At 66.8% G+C, this 19,248-nt stretch carries 17 protein-coding genes; 8 read left to right on the top strand and 9 right to left on the bottom strand.

Annotated elements, in window-relative coordinates:
* Positions 1 to 2 precede the first annotated feature (2 nt).
* The 4 genes from FFS18_RS12690 to FFS18_RS12675 form a co-directional block, all read right to left on the bottom strand.
* Positions 3 to 1,091 carry a PA0069 family radical SAM protein gene (locus FFS18_RS12690; protein ID WP_171005310.1) on the bottom strand — a complete coding sequence of 363 codons (1,089 nt, stop codon included), beginning with the start codon at positions 1,089 to 1,091 and terminating at the stop codon, positions 3 to 5.
* A 139-nt stretch (positions 1,092 to 1,230) separates the two neighbouring features.
* The gene (gene moaB, locus FFS18_RS12685; protein WP_137871102.1) at positions 1,231 to 1,755 is read right to left on the bottom strand and encodes a molybdenum cofactor biosynthesis protein B; all 525 of its coding nucleotides are present in this window, start codon (positions 1,753 to 1,755) and stop codon (positions 1,231 to 1,233) included.
* Positions 1,745 to 3,517 (bottom strand): lytic transglycosylase domain-containing protein, encoded by a 1,773-nt coding sequence (locus tag FFS18_RS12680; RefSeq protein ID WP_249340394.1) that lies wholly within the window; start codon positions 3,515 to 3,517, stop codon positions 1,745 to 1,747. The genes moaB and FFS18_RS12680 overlap by 11 nt, the downstream gene beginning before the upstream one ends.
* Before the next feature lie 9 nt (positions 3,518 to 3,526).
* On the bottom strand, positions 3,527 to 4,315 hold the full coding sequence (locus FFS18_RS12675; protein WP_137871100.1) for a uracil-DNA glycosylase family protein: 789 nt from the start codon (positions 4,313 to 4,315) through the stop codon (positions 3,527 to 3,529).
* A gap of 118 nt (positions 4,316 to 4,433) precedes the next feature.
* Here FFS18_RS12675 and FFS18_RS12670 point away from each other — a divergent pair, with 118 nt between their 5' ends.
* The 8 genes from FFS18_RS12670 to FFS18_RS12635 all read left to right on the top strand — a co-directional run bounded on the left by FFS18_RS12670 (position 4,434) and on the right by FFS18_RS12635 (position 14,321).
* A complete protein-coding gene (locus FFS18_RS12670) occupies positions 4,434 to 6,089 on the top strand; it encodes an electron transfer flavoprotein-ubiquinone oxidoreductase (RefSeq protein ID WP_137871099.1) in 1,656 nt (551 codons plus the stop codon).
* 91 nt (positions 6,090 to 6,180) lie between these two features.
* Complete coding sequence (locus tag FFS18_RS12665) at positions 6,181 to 7,743, top strand: tetratricopeptide repeat protein (protein WP_249340393.1); 1,563 nt, start codon at positions 6,181 to 6,183, stop codon at positions 7,741 to 7,743.
* Positions 7,740 to 8,591, top strand: coding sequence for a 4-(cytidine 5'-diphospho)-2-C-methyl-D-erythritol kinase (locus FFS18_RS12660; protein WP_137871098.1), 852 nt, complete (start codon positions 7,740 to 7,742; stop codon positions 8,589 to 8,591). Before FFS18_RS12665 ends, FFS18_RS12660 begins: the two co-directional genes overlap by 4 nt.
* Positions 8,588 to 9,319, top strand: coding sequence for an N-formylglutamate amidohydrolase (locus FFS18_RS12655; protein ID WP_137871097.1), 732 nt, complete (start codon positions 8,588 to 8,590; stop codon positions 9,317 to 9,319). Before FFS18_RS12660 ends, FFS18_RS12655 begins: the two co-directional genes overlap by 4 nt.
* A 59-nt stretch (positions 9,320 to 9,378) precedes the next feature.
* Positions 9,379 to 11,235 (top strand): dihydroxy-acid dehydratase, encoded by a 1,857-nt coding sequence (gene ilvD / locus FFS18_RS12650; protein ID WP_137871096.1) that lies wholly within the window; start codon positions 9,379 to 9,381, stop codon positions 11,233 to 11,235.
* A gap of 17 nt (positions 11,236 to 11,252) precedes the next feature.
* Entirely contained in the window at positions 11,253 to 11,621 is a 369-nt protein-coding gene (locus FFS18_RS12645) for a hypothetical protein (RefSeq protein ID WP_232014897.1), read from the top strand.
* A gap of 146 nt (positions 11,622 to 11,767) precedes the next feature.
* A complete protein-coding gene (locus FFS18_RS12640) occupies positions 11,768 to 13,120 on the top strand; it encodes an NAD(P)H-hydrate dehydratase (protein ID WP_137871095.1) in 1,353 nt (450 codons plus the stop codon).
* 1 nt (position 13,121) lies between these two features.
* Positions 13,122 to 14,321 carry a class I SAM-dependent RNA methyltransferase gene (locus FFS18_RS12635; protein WP_137871094.1) on the top strand — a complete coding sequence of 400 codons (1,200 nt, stop codon included), beginning with the start codon at positions 13,122 to 13,124 and terminating at the stop codon, positions 14,319 to 14,321.
* An 88-nt stretch (positions 14,322 to 14,409) separates the two neighbouring features.
* On the opposite strand, the gene FFS18_RS12630 is transcribed toward FFS18_RS12635, so the two are convergent.
* The 5 genes from FFS18_RS12630 to FFS18_RS12610 all read right to left on the bottom strand — a co-directional run bounded on the left by FFS18_RS12630 (position 14,410) and on the right by FFS18_RS12610 (position 19,232).
* Entirely contained in the window at positions 14,410 to 14,844 is a 435-nt protein-coding gene (locus FFS18_RS12630; protein WP_137871093.1) for an MAPEG family protein, read from the bottom strand.
* A 12-nt stretch (positions 14,845 to 14,856) separates the two neighbouring features.
* Complete coding sequence (locus FFS18_RS12625) at positions 14,857 to 15,288, bottom strand: MAPEG family protein (protein ID WP_120216524.1); 432 nt, start codon at positions 15,286 to 15,288, stop codon at positions 14,857 to 14,859.
* A gap of 65 nt (positions 15,289 to 15,353) precedes the next feature.
* On the bottom strand, positions 15,354 to 16,514 hold the full coding sequence (locus FFS18_RS12620) for a CaiB/BaiF CoA transferase family protein (RefSeq protein WP_137871092.1): 1,161 nt from the start codon (positions 16,512 to 16,514) through the stop codon (positions 15,354 to 15,356).
* Positions 16,515 to 16,620: 106 nt separating this feature from the next.
* Positions 16,621 to 17,943 carry an MFS transporter gene (locus tag FFS18_RS12615; RefSeq protein ID WP_137871091.1) on the bottom strand — a complete coding sequence of 441 codons (1,323 nt, stop codon included), beginning with the start codon at positions 17,941 to 17,943 and terminating at the stop codon, positions 16,621 to 16,623.
* A gap of 206 nt (positions 17,944 to 18,149) precedes the next feature.
* Positions 18,150 to 19,232, bottom strand: coding sequence for a helix-turn-helix transcriptional regulator (locus tag FFS18_RS12610; RefSeq protein ID WP_137871090.1), 1,083 nt, complete (start codon positions 19,230 to 19,232; stop codon positions 18,150 to 18,152).
* Positions 19,233 to 19,248 lie beyond the last annotated feature (16 nt).

The raw sequence follows: 19,248 nt of genomic DNA, 5'->3' as shown, positions 1-19,248 counted from the left end.
GGCTAAAACAGCTCCATCTGTCCGTCGCGCTCGGGCGGTTTGAACAGGTCGCTGCGTAGCGGCGGGAAGCGGCGGTCCAGGCCATGCTCGCGCGCGGCGCGTTTGACGCGGGTGCGGATCAGCTGCGCCCACACCCCCTGGCCCTTCATGCGGGTGAAGAACCCCGCGTCATTGTCGCGGCCGCCGCGGATGTCCTGCACCATGTGCATCACCTTGTCAGCGCGATCGGGGTAGTGGGCGGCGAGCCAGGCGCGGAACAGCGGCGCGACCTCGTAAGGCAGGCGCATCAGGATGTAAGAGGCGCGGATCGCGCCGGCCTGCGCCGCAGCGGCGATGATCGCTTCGATCTCGTGATCGGTGATCGCGGGGATGATTGGGGAGATGTTGACCTGTGTTGGTACCCCGGCGTCGATCAGCGCGCGGATCGCGGCGAGGCGGCGTTTGGGATGCGGCGCGCGGGGTTCGAGGGTGCGGGCGAGCACGGGATCGAGCGTCGTCACCGAAATCGCGACGCCGACCAGATTGTCGCGCGCCATGGCGGCGAGCAGGTCGATATCGCGCAGCAGTCGGTCGGATTTGGTGGTGATGAGTAGCGGATGCTTGGTTTCGGCGAGCACCTCGATCACCGAGCGGGTGATGCCCCATTCGCGCTCGATCGGCTGGTAGCCGTCGGTGTTGGTGCCGATCGCCAGCGGCGCTGCGCTATAGCCGCGCTTCGCCAGTTCGGCGCGCAGCAGCTTGGCGGCGTCGGGTTTGGCGAACAGGCGGCTTTCGAAATCGAGGCCGGGCGACAGGTCGTGGAAGGCGTGGGTCGGGCGCGCGTAGCAATAGATGCAGCCATGCTCGCAGCCGCGATAAGGGTTGATCGAACGGTCGAAACCGATGTCGGGCGAGCTGTTGCGCGCGATGATCGTTTTGGGATGCTCGATGGTGACGGTGGTGCGCAGCGGCGGCGGCGCGCCGTCGATCCGTTCGGCACTGTCGAGCCAGTCGCCATCGGGCTCGCGGTCGAGCGATCCGGTGCGTGTCGGGCGCGGGTTTGCGGGTGCGCCGCGACCAGCGATCGGGGGGAGGGGTTTGGCGGGTTCCACTGACGCCCATTATCTGTTCAATGAGAACAAATAAAGAACAAATTGTTCGTCGCCCGCGCAAAGGTGGGGGGCCGCTAGCTGCTTAAACCGCGGCGCGGGGGAGGACGGCCAGCGGCCCCTGCCTTCGCGGGGGCGACGATCATTCGATCAGCCGCGGCATCAGGTCGACGAAGTTGCAGGGGCGGTTGCGGCTGTCGAGCTGGGTCGCCAAAATGCCTTCCCATGCGTCGGTGACCGCGCCGGTCGAGCCCGGGAGTGCAAAGATGTACGTGCCGCGCGCAACGATGGCGCAGGCGCGCGACTGGATCGTCGAGGTACCGATCGTCTGGTAGCTGAGCCAGCGGAAGAGTTCGCCAAAGCCGGGAATGTCCTTACCGTCGAGCCGGTGGAGTGCCTCGGGCGTCACATCGCGCCCTGTCAGCCCGGTGCCGCCGGTGGTGATGACCACGTCAACCTCGGGATCGTCGATCCAGTTGTGCAAGCGCGAGACGATCAGGTCAGTCTCGTCCTTGATGATCGCGCGCGCAGCAAGGATATGGCCCGCGCCGGTCAGCAGTTCGGCGAGCTTGTCGCCCGAGCGGTCTTCGGCGGCGCTGCGGCTGTCCGAAATCGTCAGCAGCGCGATCCGGACCGGCTTGAACGTCAGGCTTTCATCAATCGGCATTGGCCATGCCGCCCGCCCAGGTCAGCCGGGTGCGGTCCTTGCCGTCGGGGAAGCGCGGCCATTTGCCCTGCGCCAGCGCAGCGCGGCTGACCGAAGGTTTGCCCTGCTGCGCTTCGTACATCCAGTAATTGCGCAGCACGATGCCGACATAGCCGCGCGTTTCCCAATAGGGGATCGATTCCATGTACAGCAGCGGGTCGCCATTATCGCGAATTTCGGACTGCCAGCGGGCGATCGGTGCGGGACCGGCGTTATACGCGGCGATCACCTTGGGCAGCTGCCCGCCCGTCGAGGCGTCGCGGGCGAGATATTGCAGATAGCTTTGCCCCATGTCCATGTTGACCGCGGGGATCGACAGGTCGCGCGTGTCGATGCTGTCGCCGCGCCAGCGCGCGACGTCGCGCGCGGTGCCCGGACGGACCTGCATCAAGCCCTTGGCGCCCGCGGGGCTGACCACGGCGCGCTGGAAGCGCGATTCCTGCAGCGTGTGGGCAAAGACCAGCGCCGGATCGACCTTCCACCCGCCATTGGGTTCCCATTTGGGCTGCGGATAGCGCGCCTGTGCCGCCGGCTTGCGGCCCTGCGGGGTGTTGTGGGCGAGATAGAGCTGGGTTTCGGGCAGGCTGAGCGCCCCCGCCATGGCGAGCAACTGGTCGTGCTGGCGCGCGTCGCCGATCCGCGCCTGATGGCGGAGCACGGCGTCGGCATATTTATCCTCGCCGATTTCGGCGAGCGCCATCGCGGCGCGGACATTGGGCAGGTTTTCGAGTGCGCGCCACGCGCTGCGGTCGGCGCGGACGAGCTCGCGCTGATTGTTGGGGGCGATGCCGAGCGTTTCGACCGCGAGCATGCCGTAGAAGGTTTCTTCATTGGCGGCGGCGGCGCGCAGGCGCGATTGCACTGACGCGGGTTCGCCTGCGGCGATCGCCGCGCGCGCGGCCCAATAATAAGCGGCGGCGCGCAGCTCGCTGTCGGGCGCTTCGCGTGCGACCCGATCGAAGGCGGTTAGGGCAGTGCGATAGTCTTGGGTGCGCCACGCGGCGAGCCCCTGAACCCACGCGCCCTGCGTCGACCAGGCGCTGCGCCCGCCCGAACATTCCGCGGCGAGGCGCAGTGCATTCGCATCGTCATTTTCGATATAATAGGACCAGGCGACTTTCTGGCGCCATTCGTCGCGGGCTTCGGGCGACAGCCGGTCGGCGACCGCATTCAGCAGGGCTTCGGCGCCTGCCGGATCGTCGTTCTTGATCCGGTCGGGAATGGTACGGGTCAGCGCGGCGGCGGCGGGGTCGCCACTGATCGCATCGGCGCCGAGACGGCGCGGCGCGCTACCGGCCCAGGCAAGGCGGGCCTGCAAAGGCAGCGTCGGCAGATCGGTGGCGCCGCGCTTGGTCGCCAGGCGGCCAAGCTGTTCGGCCTGCGGCAGATGCGGCGAGCGCGACAGGATCGGCATGATGTCGGCGACTTCGGCGCGCGGGCTGTTCGCGGCGGTGAGCAGTTCGGCGCGCAGGAAGTCGATGAGCGGACCCCCCTTTGCGTCGGCATCGGCATTATCGAGCAAGGCCTTGGCGTCGGCCCAGCGCTGGCTGCGGATCGCTCTCAGCACCTCGGTATATTGTTGTTTCTGCTTCGATGTCAGGATGTCGGGCACGGTTTGCGGCGCCGCAACGACGTCGCGGCTGCTGGCATCGGCCGCCAGCGCGGGCGTTGCGACAACAGCCGCGGCAAAAATTCCGCTTGAGATCAAAGTTCTGGTCATCATTTTCATCTGTCAACGTCCCCGGTTGAACAGTTTCAGGCTGTCCCAGGCCGCTGCCTTTTGCGCGGGCCGGGCCAGGAGCATCGTCGGATGCGCCACCGCCACCGCCGCCACCTTGCCGCCGTCTTGGTTAATTTCGAGTAACTTGCCGCGCGTGTCGGGCAATTCGCTGGCTGCCGCCATGCGGACGATGTCGCTGCCGATCAGCAGCAGCCGTTCGGGCCTTGCCAGCCGCAGATGGTGCCATAGCAGCCGGTCGAGCTCTGCCGCGTCGCGGCTGTCGCAGCGCCCGCCCGCGGGACGGGTAATGGCAAGGCTGGCCACGTAGGATTCGGCGCGCGTCGTACCGATCGCCGCGAGCATCGCGTCGAGCAGTTTTCCGGCCGCGCCGGAGAATAGCGCGCCGCTTTGCTGATCGTCGATTTCAGGCCAGGCGGTGAGCAGCATCAGCGCGGCGCCCGGCGCACCGATCGGCAGGACGCGGCGGGCGTCCCACTGGCTGCCCGGCACATCGTCGCCGGTCGCCAGCCATTGCTGGAAATCGCCCCAGTCGTCCGGGAATATGACGGGTCCCTTGTTTTCAACGACTTCCGGTGTTTCGGGGCGCTGCAAAACTGCAGGTAGCGGGGGCAATTCGGGTTCGGACGCACGCAGCGCCTTCGGCTTGGTTGCCGCAGCGTCATTCGCCGCTGGCGCGACCAGCCAGCCCGCCGGTTCATCGCCGACAAGCGCATCGACGCCCGCCAGCGACCACCAGTCGCAAATGCTTTCCGCCAGCAACGCAGAGTTACGCCCACCCATGAAAATGTTTGAAACAGACAGTTGACGGGCGCGTCAATTGGCGGGCATCGCAATTCGTGACAGAATGAGCGCCCGACGCGATGAACGTCGGCGCTGGGACGGCAGAAAGGTATTTGCGGTGAGCGAACGGGAATCGATGCCCTATGACGTGGTCATCGTCGGCGCGGGGCCGGCGGGGCTTTCGGCGGCGATCCGCCTCAAGCAGCTTGCGAACGACGCGGGCAGCGAATTGTCGGTCTGTATCCTGGAAAAAGGGTCCGAAGTCGGCGCGCACATCCTGTCGGGCGCGGTGATCGATCCCAAATCGCTCGACGAACTGTTGCCCGAATGGCGCGACATGGGTTGTCCGATGGCCGAGGTTCCGGTCAACGACAACCAGCATTGGGTGCTGACCAAGACCAAGAAGTTCAACCTGCCCGAGTTCATCTCGCCCGGCTTTATGCACAATCAGGGGACATATACGGGCAGCCTGGGCAATCTTTGCCGCTGGCTGGCGGAGCAGGCCGAAGCGCTGGGGGTCGAAATCTTCCCCGGCTTTCCGGCCGCCGAGATCCTTTATAACGAGGATGGATCGGTCAAGGGCGTCGCGACGGGCGACATGGGCATTGCGCGCGACGGCAGCCACAAGGGCGATTATGCGCCGGGGCTGGAGCTCCACGCCAAATATACCTTCTTTGGCGAAGGCGTGCGCGGCCACCTGACCAAGATGCTGAAAAAGCAGTTCGCGCTCGACGCTGATTGCGAGCCGCAGGTCTATGGCCTGGGGGTCAAGGAATTGTGGGACATCGACCCCGAACTCCACGCGCCCGGGCGCGTGATCCACACGCAGGGCTGGCCGCTCGACGAAAATGCCAATGGCGGCGGTTTTCTCTATCATCAGGCGAACGGGCAGGTCGCGCTGGGGTTCGTCACCTGGCTGAACTATCGCAACCCCCACATCTCGCCGTTCCAGGAAATGCAGAAGTGGAAGACGCATCCCGAGATTGCGAAAATCCTGAAGGGCGCCAAGCGCGTTTCTTATGGCGCGCGCGCGATCAGCGACGGCGGCTATCAGTCGGTGCCGAAGCTGGCGTTTCCGGGCGGCGCGCTGATCGGCGACAGCGCCGGCTTCCTGAACGTCCCGCGCATCAAGGGGACGCACACCGCGATGAAGTCGGGGATGATGGCAGCCGAGGCGGCGTTCGCCGCGGTGACCGCCGGGCGCGGCAGCGATACGCTGGACGGCTATCAGGCCGCCTATGACGACAGCTGGGTCAAGAAAGAGCTGAGCGTCGTGCGCAACGTGTTGCCGCTGGTCGAAAAATGGGGCGACCTTGCCGGAACGATGCTGGCCGGGATCACGATTTGGCTCGAAACGCTGAAGATCAAAGTCCCGTTCACGATGAAGCATCATCCGGATAACGAGAGCCTGTACCGCGCCGACATCATGCCGAAGCCGGATTATCCGAAGCCCGACGGCGTGCTGACCTTTGACCGCCTGTCGTCGGTGTTCATTTCGAACACCAACCATGAGGAAGACCAGCCGGTCCATCTGCAGCTGAAAGACCCGTCGATCCCGGTCGCATACAATTTGCCGCTGTATGACGAGCCCGCGCAGCGATATTGCCCGGCGGGGGTGTATGAAATCGTCGGCGAGGAAGAGGGCGACCCCAAGTTCGTCATCAACGCGCAGAATTGCGTCCATTGCAAGACGTGCGACATCAAGGATCCGACCCAGAATATCAACTGGGTCACCCCCGAAGGCGGCGGAGGCCCAAATTACCCGAACATGTAAGATCGCGCGGGTTTTTCTGGCGGTCGGCGCGCTTGCCGCCGCGGCGCCTGCGCAGGCCGCCGACGATGGCGGCGCGGCGCTGAACGCGCTGGTGCGGGCACGGTTGGCCGAGGAGGGCGGCGAGCCCGCGGCGGCGCTGGCGGCGTTGACCGATGTCTCGAGCCTGGCGCCGGGCCTTCCCGGGGTGCGCGGGCGAATATTGGAACAGGCGATCGAAGCCGGCGACCTTGCCGCTGCCCGCACCGCGGCGTTGCAGCTGTGGACCGCGGGCGATCGCCGGTTCGATGCGCAGCTGGTGCTGCTGGTCGATGCGATGCGGCGGTCGGATTGGAAAGCTGCGCGCGATGCCATGGCGGGGCGCAGCGACAAGACGGGGGCCGATACGATCGCGCGGCTGATCCTGCCGACGGTCAACGCGTGGATCGATGTCGGCGCGCGCGAGAAACAGCCCGAACGGCATTTGCTGGACGTCAGCGGCCGGTCGCGCCCCGAACCGGCGCTGACGTTGCAGGTCGCGCTGGTGCAGCTGGCAACCCGGCGCGCCGATGAAGCGGCGGCGCTGACCGACGAGATTGTCCTGACCGACCGGACGAGCCAGCTGGTCGGGTTGCGGCTGGCTGCGACGCTCGACAAGGCGGGTGAGGGCGATGCCGCGCAGCGTCTGCGCGGACGGATCGCGCTGGCGGCGGGACAGCGCGAGGATCCGATGCTTTTGCTGCCCGATCAGGCGGTGACGACGCCGCGCGCCGGGGTGGCGCAGTGGCTGGGTCTGCTCGCCGACGGATTGGCGCGGGTGCCGAACGGCAACGCAAAACTGCCGTTGCTGTTCTCGCGCGCCGCCTTTTGGCTGAACGACGCCGATTGGGCGGTGCGCGCGACGCTGGTCGAGGCGCTCGATCGCAATGGGCAGCAGGCGGCAGCGACGGCGCTGATCGATGGTGGGCGCGCGGACGTGCCGCCGGTGCTGGCGATGCGGCGCGCCGAATTGCTGGCCGATGGCGGCGACCTCGCGGGGGCGGCCAAGCTGGCTGAAACGGCGGCGGCCGGCGATGCGCCGCGCAGCCTGTTGGTGCGGCTCGCGGATATTGCGCGGCGGTCGGAGGATCCGAAATCCGCAGCCCGCGCTTATGAGCGGCTGGAGGCGGCGCTGGGGGATAGCGAAGGCGACCAGATGTTGCGCGGCTCGTTGCTGATCGCGCGCGCCGAGCTGCATCTGCAGGCGGGCGAATGGGAAGCCGCCGCGCCGCTGATGGAGCGCGCGGTGGCGCTGCGCCCGAACGATGCCGCGGTGCTGAATTTCGCGGGCTATTCGGCGCTGGAGCGACGCAAGGATGTGCCGCAATCGCTGGCGCTGATCGAGACGGCGTGGGCGCAGGAACCGCAGAACGCCAGCATCACCGATTCGCTCGGCTGGGCCTATTTCCTGATCGGGCGCACTGACGATGCGGTCGAGCTGCTCGAAAAGGCGCAGCGCGGTGAACCGACCAATGCGGTGATCGTCGAACATCTGGGCGACGCTTATTGGCAGGCGGGACGCAAGTTTCAGGCGCGCTATACCTGGCGCGCCGCGGTGTTGCTCGCCGAGGCCGAGATGGCGACGCGGCTGGCCGCAAAGCTGCGCGACGGGCTGACGCCGGCGACGACCGCGCCATGAGCGACGCGATGATCGAAACCGGTTGGGCGAAAATCAACCTCGCGCTCCACGTCCGCGGGCGGCGGAGCGACGGTTATCATGATATCGAGACGCTGTTTGCCTTTGTCGATGGCGGCGACGCGATCGTTGCCGAGGTGGCGGGCGCCGATCACCTGACGATCGAGGGCGAGTTTGCCGAGGGGCTGAGCGCGGGCGCCGACAATCTGGTGATGCAGGTGCTGGCGCTGCTGCGGGCGCGCCATGGTGCCGAGCGGGTCCCGTCGCTGGCGGTGACGCTGACCAAGAATTTGCCGGTCGCGGCGGGGATCGGCGGCGGCTCGGCCGATGCGGCGGCGATGGCGCGGCTGCTGCGGGCGCACTTCCTGCCCGAACTGGGCGATGGCGTGCTGGCGCGGGTCATCAGCCCGCTCGGCGCCGATATCGCTGCTTGTGTCGCGAGCGCGACCTGTCTGGGGGTCGGGGTCGGTGAGGAATTGCGCGCGGTGCCTGAGCTGCGGCTAGGCGGGACGCCGGTGCTGCTGGTCAATCCGCGCCAGCCGGTTGCGACCGGTCCGGTGTTTGCGGCGTGGGACGGCATCGACCGCGGTCCGCTTTATGGCGACCCGGCGGGGCGGGCGCAGTTGCTGGCGGCGCGCAACGATTTGCAGCGTCCGGCGACCGCGCAATGTCCCGCGATTGCCGACGTGCTGCTCGAACTCGGCGCGCTGCGGCCCTGGCTGGCGCGCATGTCGGGATCGGGCGCGACCTGTTTTGCATTGTTCGATGCACCGGCGGAGCGCGATGCTGCGGCGGTTTCGCTGACGCAAAGTCATCCGCACTGGTGGCAGCTGGCGGGTGCGCTGCGATGAGCGAGGCGTGGCGCCAGCTGGGCGCTCCGCGCACGGGCGGAATCCTGCTGATCGCCGATCATGCGTCGAACCATGTTCCCGATGACATCGACCTCGGAATCGATCCGGCGCTGCTGACCGACCATATCGCTATCGACATCGGGGTCGCCGAAGTGGCGGCGCTGCTGGTCGAAAACGGCGCGGTCGATGCCGCGATCCTCGGCGGGGTGTCGCGGCTGGTGGTCGATTGCAACCGCGACGAGGAAGCGCCGGGGGTGATGCCGATCGCCAGCGACGGGCATGCGGTGCCTGGCAATGCGCTCGACGATGCAGGCCGCGAGGCGCGGCTGGCGCGGTTTTTCCGGCCCTATCACGATCATATCGTGGCGACGATCGCGGCGCATCGACCGGCGATGATCCTGTCGCTGCACAGCTTTACGCCGGCCCTGTCGGCGCATCCCGATCAGGCGCGGCCATGGCATGTCGGGGTGCTCTACAACGAGGATGACCGGCTGGCGGGGGCGGCGATTGCGGCGCTGGCAGCGGAGGGGCTGACGGTTGGCGACCAGCTTCCCTATTCGGGCAAGTTGCTCAATGCGACGATGAACCGCCATGCCGAGGGCAATGCCATTCCCTATGTCGGGATCGAGATGCGGCAGGACCTGGTCAGCGATGCGGCGGGGCAGGCGCTGTTTGCGCAGCGGCTTTCTCGCATGTGCAGCAAGCTTGCATTGTATCCGGGCGAATAGGCGTGTAGAGGCGCGTTTCTTCGCTTAATATTGAAATATAATTATCAGGACTGCTCAAAATGCCTTCATATCGTTCGCGCACCACGACCCACGGCCGCAACATGGCGGGCGCGCGCGGCCTGTGGCGCGCGACGGGGATGAAGGACAGCGATTTCGGCAAGCCGATCATCGCGGTGGTCAACAGCTTCACCCAGTTCGTCCCCGGTCATGTCCATCTGAAAGACCTCGGCCAGATGGTCGCGCGCGAAATTGAGGCGGCGGGCGGGGTCGCCAAGGAATTCAACACGATCGCGGTCGATGACGGGATCGCGATGGGGCATGACGGGATGCTCTATTCGCTACCCAGCCGCGATCTGATCGCCGACAGCGTCGAATATATGGTCAACGCGCATTGCGCCGACGCAATGGTGTGCATTTCGAACTGCGACAAGATTACCCCCGGCATGCTGATGGCGGCGCTGCGCATCAACATCCCCGTCGTGTTCGTGTCGGGCGGGCCGATGGAGGCGGGAAAGGTCGTGCTGAAGGGCAAGGAGGTCGCGCTCGACCTGGTCGACGCGATGGTCGCCGCCGCCGACGAAAAATACAGCGATGCCGAAGTGAGCGAGATCGAAAAAGCGGCTTGCCCGACCTGCGGCAGCTGTTCGGGCATGTTCACCGCCAATTCGATGAACTGCCTGACCGAGGCGCTGGGGCTGTCGCTGCCGGGCAATGGCTCGACGCTGGCGACCCACGCCGACCGCAAGAAGCTGTTCCTACGCGCCGGACGGATCGTCGTCGAGATGTGCCGCCGCCATTATGAAGAAGGCGATGACAGCGTCTTGCCGCGCAATATCGCGACGTTCGAAGCGTTCGAAAATGCGATGAGCCTGGACATTGCGATGGGCGGATCGACCAACACCGTGCTGCACTTGCTCGCCGCGGCGTTCGAGGCCGGGGTCGATTTCACCATGACCGACATCGACCGGCTGTCGCGCCGGGTGCCGTGCCTGTCGAAGGTCGCACCCGCGAAGAGCGACGTCCATATGGAGGATGTCCACCGCGCCGGCGGGATCATGGCGATCCTGGGCCAACTCGAGCGCGCGGGCCTGCTCCACGCCCATCTGCCGACGGTGCACAGCGCGACGCTGGGCGACGCGCTGAACAAATGGGATATTTCGCGGACCAATGATCCCGCGGTGCAGAAATTCTTCATGGCGGCGCCGGGCGGGGTGCCGACGCAGACCGCGTTCAGCCAGGATCGGCGCTGGGAGTCGCTCGATCTGGACCGTGAGGCGGGGGTGATCCGGTCGGCCGACCATGCGTTCAGCCAGGACGGTGGGCTGGCGGTGCTGTCGGGCAATCTGGCGGTCGACGGCTGTATTGTGAAGACCGCCGGAGTGGATGAGAGCATCCTGAAATTTTCGGGTCCGGCCAAGGTATTTGAAAGCCAGGACGCGGCGGTTGCGGGCATATTGACCGGGCAGGTGACGGCAGGCGACGTCGTCGTCATCCGTTACGAGGGGCCAAAGGGCGGACCGGGGATGCAGGAAATGCTCTATCCGACGAGTTACCTTAAATCTAAGGGGCTGGGCGCGGCCTGCGCGCTCGTCACCGACGGGCGCTTTTCGGGCGGCACCTCGGGGCTGTCGATTGGCCATGCTTCGCCGGAAGCCGCCGAGGGTGGGACGATCGCACTGGTCGAGGACGGCGACCTGATCAACATCGACATCCCGTCGCGGACGATCACGCTTGCGGTAGCCGACAGTGTGCTGGCCGAACGGCGCGTGGCGATGGAAGCCAAGGGCGACGCCGCGTGGCAGCCCGCCAAGCCGCGCCCGCGCAAGATTTCGGTCGCGCTGCAGGCCTATGCCGCGATGACCACCAGCGCCGCGCGCGGCGCGGTGCGCGACCTGACGCAGTTGAAGGGCAGATAGTGCGGATTGTTGGGGGCTTGACGGGGCTCTTGCTGCTGGCGGCGTGCGGCGGCGCCCCCGACAATGGCGATCTGGCCGAAGCCGAAGCGCGCGGATCACGCGAAGCGGCGGCGGAAGGGCGGATCGAATGCGCGCTGGAGGGCGCAAAGCTGTTCGATCGCACCTGTACCGTCGAAGAGATCAGTGGCGCGGACGGGACCGTGCTGGTCGTCGGGCGGGCCAATGTCGGCTATCGCCGGTTGCAGATCGCGACCGATGGACGCGGCGTCGTGTCGGCGGACGGCGCCGAACCGGCGAAGGTGACGATCGTCGGCGACGGGATGATCGAGGTGGCGATCGGCAGCGACCGGTACCGATTGCCTGCGAATACGGGCGGTGCGAAGTAGCCACAATCGTCATTGCGAGCGTAGCGAAGCAATCCAGGGTAGGCCTAAACCGCTCTGGATTGCTTCGCTGCGCTCGCAATGACGAATTGGGAGCGAGCGATTGCTTCCACCGCGACATTTTTGCTGGCCGTGATAATCTCCCCACCATGTCCGTTCCCGCCGACGCCCCGATCCTGACCAGCGCCGCGATGCGCGAGGCGGAGGCTGCTTGTGCGGTACAGGGGACGTCGCTCGCCGAACTGATGGAGCGCGCGGGGGCGGCGGTGGCCGACACCGCGTGGCGGATGGCAGCGGGCGCGCCGGTGCTGATCCTGTGCGGACCCGGCAATAATGGCGGTGACGGCTATGTGGCGGCGCGGTTGCTGGCGGCGCGCGGCGCGGCGGTGCGGGTTGCGGCCTTGACGGAGCCCGCGACGGATCTGGCAAAGGCGGCGCGCGGCGCGTGGAGCGGCCCGGTCGAACCGATCGATGGCAGGCTGGCGGCGGCGCCGGTGATTGTCGATGCGCTGTTCGGGGTCGGGCTGTCGCGGCCGCTGACCGACGATCTTGCGGCCGTGCTTTGCCGTTTCGCGGGGCAGCGTGTGCTGGCGGTCGATGTGCCGAGCGGCGTGGAGAGCGACGGAAACGCCGACTGGATGCCGCCGCTGCCCGCCGCCGTCACGCTGGCGCTGGGCGCGTTGAAGCCAGCCCATGTCCTCCTGCCCACGGCGCCCGCGTGCGGTCGGGTGCTGCTTGCACCGATCGGGATTTCCGAACGGGCCGCGATGCGCACGCTGCCGAGGCCGACGGTCGCCCCGCCCGCTGCGGCAGCGCACAAGTTCGACCGGGGGATGGTGCTGGTTTTTGCGGGACCGATGCCCGGTGCGGCGGGGCTGGCGGCGGCAGCGGCGCTGCGCGCAGGGGCAGGTTATGTTGTGCTGGAGGGCAGCGAGCGCGCGCCGTTCGCCGCGATCATCACCGAAAGCGATGCGCGGTTCGGCGAGCGGCTGAGCGATCCGCGGGTCGGGGCGGTGGTGATCGGCCCGGGCTTTCCGGCGGGCGATGAACTGTTGTTCGATGTCGAAGCGGCACTCGATTCGGGCAAGCCGCTGGTGCTTGATGCGGCCGCGATCGCTGCAGCGCTGCCGCGCCTGTGCGAGAGGCCGGGCAAAGCGATATTGACCCCGCACGAAGGTGAGTTTGCTCGCACCTTTCCCGAACTCTACGGCAGCAAGATCGACCGCGCGAAGGCCGCGGCGGCGCGGACGGGGGCGGTCGTCGTCTATAAGGGTGCCGATACGGTGATCGCGGCCCCCGATGGCCGGGTCGCTGCGGCGTGGCCGGGCAGCCCCTGGTTGGCAACAGCGGGGACCGGCGACGTTCTGGCGGGGGCGTGCGGGGCGATGCTGGCGAAAGGCGGCGATGCGTTCGACGCTGCGGTGGCGGCGGTGGGGTGGCATATCGCTAAGGCCGCGCGTATAGGCCGCGGCCTTGTCGCCGACGATCTGGTTAGGGAATGAAATGAGCAACAGCGCGCTGATCGAGCGCATCGCCGCGCGCGGCGATGGCGTGACTGGCGATGGCCGCCATGTCGCCGGTGCGGTGCCCGGCGACAGGGTACGCGACGACGGGATCATCATTCCGGGCCCGAACCGCGCCGAGCCGCCGTGCCGCCATTTCGGCAAATGCGGCGGGTGCGAGTTGCAACATGTTGCCGAGCCCGCGCTCGTCGATTTTGTCCGCGACCGGGTGGTCGGGGCCTTGGCGGGGCAAGATGTCCCGGTTGGTGACGTGCTGCCTGCGCTGCTGTCGGCGCCGCAGAGCCGCCGCCGCGCGGCGCTGACCGCGTTGCGCACCGGCAAGCAGGTCGCGATCGGGTTCAACGCGGCGCAGAGCAACCAGATCGTCGACATGCGCGAATGCCCGCTGCTGCTGCCCGAATTGTTCGCGCTGATCGCGCCGCTGCGCGACCTGCTGACCGAAATTGCGCCGCCACGGCGCCCGGTGAAGGTCAAGCTCCAGATGCTCGATCAGGGGGTCGAGGTGGTACTGGAGGGCGTCAAGGCCGAGGGGCTGGACGCGGCGATGGCGCTGCAGGATTTAGCGGGCGCGCATGCGCTCGCGCGCCTGGCGGTCGATCAGGGCTATGGGCTGGAGACGCTGTGGCAGCCCGAGCCGCCGACGGTCGTTTTCGGCGACGTGACGGTCGAAGTGCCGCCTTTCGCGTTTCTCCAGGCGACGACGGCGGGGCAGGCGGCGCTGGTCGACGCGGTGACCCGGGCGATCGGCGATGCAGGCGCGGTCGCCGATCTGTTCGCGGGGGTGGGGACATTCGCGCTCTCGATCCAGCAGGGCCGCAAAGTTTATGCCGCCGAGGGCGCGCGCGACGCTATTGCCGCGCTGATGGGCGCGGCCAACCGGGCGCGGGCGCTCGTCGCGACCGAGCATCGCGACCTGTTCCGCCGCCCGTTGATCCCGGCGGAATTGAACCGTTTTGGCGCGGTGATCCTCGACCCGCCGCGCGCGGGGGCGGAGGAGCAGGTGGTGCACTTGGCGGCGTCGGACACGCCGGTGATCGCATACGTGAGTTGTAACCCGGCGAGCTTCGCGCGCGACGCAAAGCTGCTGGTTGCGGGCGGTTACACGCTCGATTGGGTGCAGCCGGTCGGGCAGTTCCGCTGGTCGACGCATGTCGAGCTGGCGGGACGGTTTTCGAGGTAACCGTCGCCCCCGCGGAGGCGGGGGCCGCCGTCGGCGTAGCGCAAGGCTGCCAGCGGCCCCCGCCTTCGCGGGGGCGACGGCCATCAACTCAATTCAGCACAAACCCCATGAACGCGTGGACGCACAGCGCGAGCAGCGCGACGCTCGCCAGCGCGAACACCAGGAAACGCCACATCACGCGGTTGACCGTCACCTGGATCAGGCTGTGAACGATCCGCAAGACCACATAGGCCCAAGCGAGCTGGGCGTTCAGTCCGCCGCCCATGCCGCCGACCGCCAGCGCGATCGCGACGGCGTAGAAGATCGTCGGCTGTTCCATCAGATGGTTGTAGTTGTGCGCCTTCCACTGCACTTCGGCGGGCAGCACCTCGTCGAGCCCCCTGCCGGTCGTCCCCACCAGATTTTTCGCGTCGATCTTGGCGCGCTGCATGGCGGGAATGCGTGTCGCGTACATCCACACCCACATGATCATCGACCAAAGCGCGAGCGTGGCGACCGGCCCAAGAATGTCGTTCGTATCCATTTATCGTCCCCCTCAACCCAAAGTGGCGATCACCGCCAGCAAAGCCAGCGCGATCAGACAGAAGGTCGCCAGCGCAAAGATCGCGAAGCGCACCGGGATCCGGTTGACCGTCGCCTGCCAGAGGCTGTGGACGATGCGCAGCACGACATAGGCCCACGCCAGCCCGCGCGTCAGATCGGTGCTGCCCCCCGACAGGTGCAGAAAGATGATCACGGCGTAGAACAGCGTCGGCTGTTCGAGCAAATGCGTATAATTGTGCGATTTCCAGTTGATCGTCGGCGGCAGCACATTTTCCAGGTCGACCCCGCGGCCGCCGGGCGGCGCGGCGCTGAGGTCGACGCCCGCTTTCGACATCGCCGAAAAACGGGTGACGGCGACCCAGCCCAACATGATGAGTGTCCACAGCGCGAGGACCGCGCCGGGTGCCAGCAGATTTTCAGGCATTTTGTTCCCCCTCCCAGAATAGGCGCGATGCTAGGGCGCGCGCGCCGCAATGCAATCGCCGAAATTCAGCCCTGCCGTGCGGCGAGTTCGGCGCGGATCGCGGCGCCATCGCCATCAACCTTTGGCGCAAGGCCGAGGTCGCGGGCGGGCGCGGCGCCATATCTTACCGGCGGCTGCATTTCGTGGAACGCGCCGACGTCGGGGTGGACGCGCGGCCGGAAAAAGCCGGTCGCGACGAAATGCGGATCGTCCTTGATGTCCTGCAGGTCGCGCGCCGCCATCGCGGGGATGTCGTTTGCCGCGAACAGCGCCAGCCATTCGGCGGTTGTCTTGGCCGGGGTCTTGCGGGCGATCTCGCGGTAAACGATCGGCATATGCTGGCCCTTCGCCTTCGCCGCCTCGAACTCGGGCGTTTCGGTCAGCCCCGCGCTGCCGAGGAGTGCCATCAGCCGCGCCGTCGATTCGGGCGTGTAGGGGACGATCGCGAGATAGCCGTCACTCGTCGGAAAGGGCTGGCGCGTCGGATCGAGCTGGCGCGGATAGCCGGCGGGGCCGAGCGGCGGGTCGAGCGCGGCGTCGCGCAGATGTTCGGTCAGCATGAAGGATGCGAAACATTCGAACATCGGCACCTCGACCGCCTGTCCCTCGCCGGTGCGCAGCTTGTGGATCAGCGCCGCGAGAATCGCCTGCGCGCCGAACTGGCCCGCGATCTTGTCGGCGATCAGGGACGGGAAATAGCGCGGGCGCGGGTCGCCATCGACGCGCGGCAGCAGGCTGGTGGTGCCGGTCGCGGCCTGGATCACATCGTCATAGGCCTGGAGATCGGCATAGGGGCCGTCCTGTCCGAAGCCGGTGCCATGGACATAGATGATATCGTCCTTGATCGCCTTGCAGCCGGCATAGTCGAACCCCAGCTTGGCGATCGCCTTGCCGCGGACATTGTGGAAAAACACGTCGGCGGTGGCGACGAGGTCGTGGAGCACCGCGGCATCATCGGGTTTTTTGAGGTCGAGTGCGATCGAGCGCTTGCCGCGATTCACCGTCAGATGGATCGACCCCATCGTCGGATCGGGAACCCCGCTGCCCAGATAGCGCGAGATGTCGCCCGTTCCCGGCGTTTCGACCTTGATCACCTCGGCGCCGAGATCGGCAAGCATCTGCGTCGCATAGGGGCCGAAGATCACCGTCGTCAGGTCGACGATACGGATGCCGGACAGCATGGTCATGCGGCACGCCCCAACTGGTTCGACTTCGATGCCATCCTATGCCTCTCCATTTCCCATTTCGGCCAGAATGGTTGCAGAAGGAAACCGAAAAGGCAATCGGTCGTCCCTATCGCTGGGCGGCATTTTCGTCGAGCGGCGCTCCCGCCGCATAGGCTGCCGAAATCTGGCGATAGGCTTGCGACCGGAACGCCACGAGCGTCGCCAGCACGCCGAGCAGGCCGGTGATCGTGAACACGATCGCAATGCCGCGTTCGGCACCGCGCCCGTACCAGTCGCCGATCATCTCGGCCCCCGCGCCGCTGGTCATCAGCGGGACGAAGATGAACTGGGTAAGCGGGGCAATGAGGAAAGCGGTCAGCGGCGAGGCCGCCTGTTCGACCGATTGGGCAAAGCCGAAGACGCGGCCCTGCCGCTCGAATGGCACGACCTTCTGCAACGTGGTCTGCTCGGCGGCTTCGGCATAGGGGCCGAGAAAAAGCCAGATGAAGCAGCCGATTGTCAGCAGGATGATCGACGACTGGATCGTGAACACGGCTGCGACCGCCCATACGATCAGATTGACAAGCAGCAGCGTCCGCACCGGATTGACGCCTAGACCGGTGCGCGCGATCACCATTCCCGCGAGGATGAAGGCGCAGGACACAAAGGCCCAGAGCAGCCCCCATTGCTCGACCTTCATCAACGACAGGCCATAAGCGTCCATCAGCGCCATGAAGACGCCGCCGAGCAGATTGTTGAACGCCGCGAACAGGATCAGCGCGAACAGCCCCGGAATGGCGCGCACGACGCGAAATGTGCCGGCGAGATCGATCCGCCGCGGCGCGTCATGCGCATCGGCTCCGCGTGGCTCGTCGACCGATACGAACAGGAGGTGGAGCGCGGCGACGAGCGAAAAGATGATCGCGAAGGCCAGGGTTGCGACCATCCCGCCCCATGCGACGAGGAAACCGCTGATCGCCGAGGTGGTCAGGAAACCGATGCCGCTGACCATCCCGACCAGCCCGTTCGCCTTGTCGCGCCGATCGGCGGGCACGAGCAGGGTGACGAGCGTTGGCAGCGCGATCATGCGAATGTTGCCGACGATGACGCCGAGCATGGTCAGGAGGACGAACAACCATAGTGCGACGCTGTCGGTCGCGGCGATGCGGATAGCGGGATCAAGCGCATAGGCGCCGAGCGCGGTGGCATAGATCGCGAGCGACGCGATGCTGGAAACCAGCATCATGCTGCGCTTGCGATGATGATCGACCAGGCTGCCGAACCAGATGCCCAGCGCCCCGGTGAGCACCAGATAGATGCCCGCGATCATCCCCGTCGCGAACACCGACCGCGTTTCAAGGAAGATCCAGAACGTGATCGCGAACCACACCGTGAAATTGGTGATGTTGGCGATCAGATTGTTGATGAGGAGGTGGTGAAAGGGACGCATGGGCCGACTGGCTTAGCGTCCTCGCGTTCCGGCGTCAGCAACATCTACGCGCGATCGACGGCGCCCCCGGCACCCGGGGCCGAAACCGCGGGAACAAGGACGCCGCCGACTGACGGAGATGTGGGTCGCAGAAACGCCGTCAGTGGAAGGATAAGACCCGATTCGACGGCAAGCCGCATCCTCCATATGAAGGATGGGCGCGCGGATCAGCCGGGCGCGCTCGCGCCGATCCGCGCCAGCAGCGCCGCGAGATCGGCCTGCCGCGCGCAGCCCGTCTTTTCCAGCACGCGGCGCAGCTGGGTTCGCACCGTGCTGATCGCGACATCGCCTTCGGTCGCGAGCGCTTCGGGCGTCTCGCCCGCGGCGATGCCGCGCGCGACGCGCGCCTCGGCGGGCGTCAGGTCGAACAGCGATTTCATCAACGTCGCGCTGGGCGCCCGGTCCGACGCGACGGGGATAAGCAGCAGGAGCGCGAAACTGTCGCCGAACACGTCATGCGCGCCGCGCCGAACGGGAATGACATGCGCGACGAGCCGGGGCAGGCCATCGTCGCCGCGCACCGGAAAGGAGCGGACCATGTCGTCGGCATCCTGATCGAGCGCCGCGATGGCGTCGGTCAAAATCCGGTCGGCCTGGCCGTCGCGCAGACGCAGGCGTCCGTGCGCCCCATGTACGACATGGTCGCTGAGGTCGGCGGCAAGCGGGCTGATTTCGGCCACCTCGCCGGTCGCCTTGAGCAAAAAGGCGGGGAGCTGGAGTGCGGTCAATGCCTCGCTCGCGCCCTGTGCCCGCTTGTGCTGGAGCCGCGCACTGACCAGCGCGCTGCGCGCGAGGTGGGGCCGGATCATGTTGAGCCGCGCGACGCTGTCCGGGTCGACCGGGCCATCGGTAAAGGGGCGTTCGACGCTGAACACGATATTGTCGCCCGTCGGCACCTGCAGCCCGGTCCCCGCCGACCAGCCGAGGCCTCGCGGGCGAAAGAAATCGCGATATACGGGGTCGGCGTCGATTTCCGCGTCGCTCCAGAAATCATGTTCGACAAAGAAGGACGGCGTGTCCTGGCTCATCAGGCAGACGCGGCGGCTGCATTTGCCGAACCAGCCGTCGTTGACATATTCGGCAAACACATCGGCGACCCGATCCGACGCCGTCCAGTTCAGCGCCTTGCGGGCCGAGAACAGCAGGCCGCCGACCGCCCCGGACAGCGCCGCGACATCGTCGAGCACCGTCGGCCACGCCTCGGGCACCACCGAGCATTCATAGATTCGGTCGATCAGATCGTCCTGCATTCCGCCCCCGTTGCTG

Origin of the sequence: Sphingopyxis sp. 2PD, from assembly GCF_005503695.1 — a bacterium.
Lineage (GTDB): Bacteria > Pseudomonadota > Alphaproteobacteria > Sphingomonadales > Sphingomonadaceae > Sphingopyxis.
Note: the sequence above shows the minus strand (reverse complement) of the source record. Positions and strands in the feature narration are given on the sequence as shown.